At 46.5% G+C, this 1,481-nt stretch carries 2 protein-coding genes; one reads left to right on the top strand and one right to left on the bottom strand.

The genetic code is table 11. The annotated features are described in order from the left end of the window. On the top strand, positions 1-567 hold a 567-nt coding region (locus R7Q38_RS23265; protein WP_318114450.1), incomplete at its 5' end, for a DNA/RNA non-specific endonuclease. Between the two features lie 91 nt (positions 568-658). Here R7Q38_RS23265 and rlmM read toward each other — a convergent pair. Continuing rightward, a partial coding sequence (gene rlmM / locus R7Q38_RS23260; protein ID WP_318114449.1) for a 23S rRNA (cytidine(2498)-2'-O)-methyltransferase RlmM occupies positions 659-1,481 on the bottom strand: 823 nt, incomplete at its 5' end.

The raw sequence follows: 1,481 nt of genomic DNA, 5'->3' as shown, positions 1-1,481 counted from the left end.
ACCGCAGAAAGCGTGAACATCACCAACAAACGCAGTAACGCCTTCCAAGAAGACACTGAAATGCCGGATTACGCTCGCTCTACCCTAGCGGACTACAAAGGCTCAGGATACGACAGAGGGCACCTTGCGCCGTCAGCGACAATGGATTTCACCCAAGAGTCAATGAAGCAGAGCTTTTTGATGAGTAACATGTCACCTCAACTGCCGGGGTTTAACCGAGTTGGTTGGCGCGTTCTAGAAGAACATGTTCGTGATCTCGCCAATGAGTACAATGAGCTTTATGTGGTGACCGGACCGATTTACCAAGGTAACGAAGGAACAATCGGTAATGGCGTGGTGATCCCGAGCGCATTTTACAAAGTCATTCTTGATCCAAGCTTTGATGAAGCCATTGCGTTCATTGTCCCGCATCGCGATGTTTCAAGCTCTGAGTTAGCCAACTTTATTACCACCATTGACGAAGTTGAACGTCAAACTGGATTAGACTTTTTTGCTCAAACGCCAGATAGCATCGAAGACAACATGGAATCAGTAAAATGGGAAGAGATGTGGCCAACCAACCAGTAATTGAGTGACTGTCGCGATTCCTAAACCGCAATAAAAAAGCGCCTGAAGTAGGCGCCTTTTTGATAATGTTCAACCACATAGAAACGATAACTTAGTGCGGAGAGATATTAGATAGACACTGAATGTGAATCGTGATCTCTTCACGGTCATGATACAGATGCTTCGCTTGCAGCTTGAATTTCACCTTGTTCTCAATCAAGAACATTTTTAGATTTTCAAGATCTTGCAGTACTTCATCGTAACGACCTTTCATTGGCAATTTCAGGTTAAAGATGGCTTCTTTCGCCCAACCTTTAAGCAGCCATTGGCCCATAAGATGTGCCACGCGAGCTGGTTTCTCAACCATATCACACACAATCCAAGTCACGTTCTTGCGGTCTGGTTCGAACTTAAAGCCATCCACCATGTGGTGCTTAATTTGACCGGTTTCCATCAAGCTGTCTGCCATCATGCCATTATCAACACAATGAACGAACATAGAACGTTTCACTAATTGGTACGTCCAACCACCTGGACATGCACCTAAGTCAACGCCCCACATGCCTGGCGCCAAACGCTCATCCCACTCATCTCGCGGAATAAATACGTGGAAAGCTTCTTCCAGTTTTAGCGTTGAACGGCTTGGTGCGTCTGCTGGGAATTTCAAGCGAGGGATACCCATAAAGAACTGCGAGTTGTTGCCTGGTAGTGAGTAACCCACATAACAATGACCCGGTGCGACAAAACAGATGTGTAGCACTGGCTTCTTCGCGTTGTCTTTATTCCACATCAAACCTTTACCACGCAACGCTTGGCGCATTGGTACGGTGAACTTGCGGCAGAACTTCAATAGCTCTTTTGCTTCGTTCGTGTCTGGCGTTTCGATACGTAGATCGCCACAACGTGGGAACGATTCAAACTCTGACAACTCAGCC

The organism is Vibrio sp. Vb0598 (genome assembly GCF_033338935.1).
Lineage (GTDB): Bacteria > Pseudomonadota > Gammaproteobacteria > Enterobacterales > Vibrionaceae > Vibrio > Vibrio alginolyticus.
This window is presented reverse-complemented; position numbering and strand designations above follow the sequence as displayed.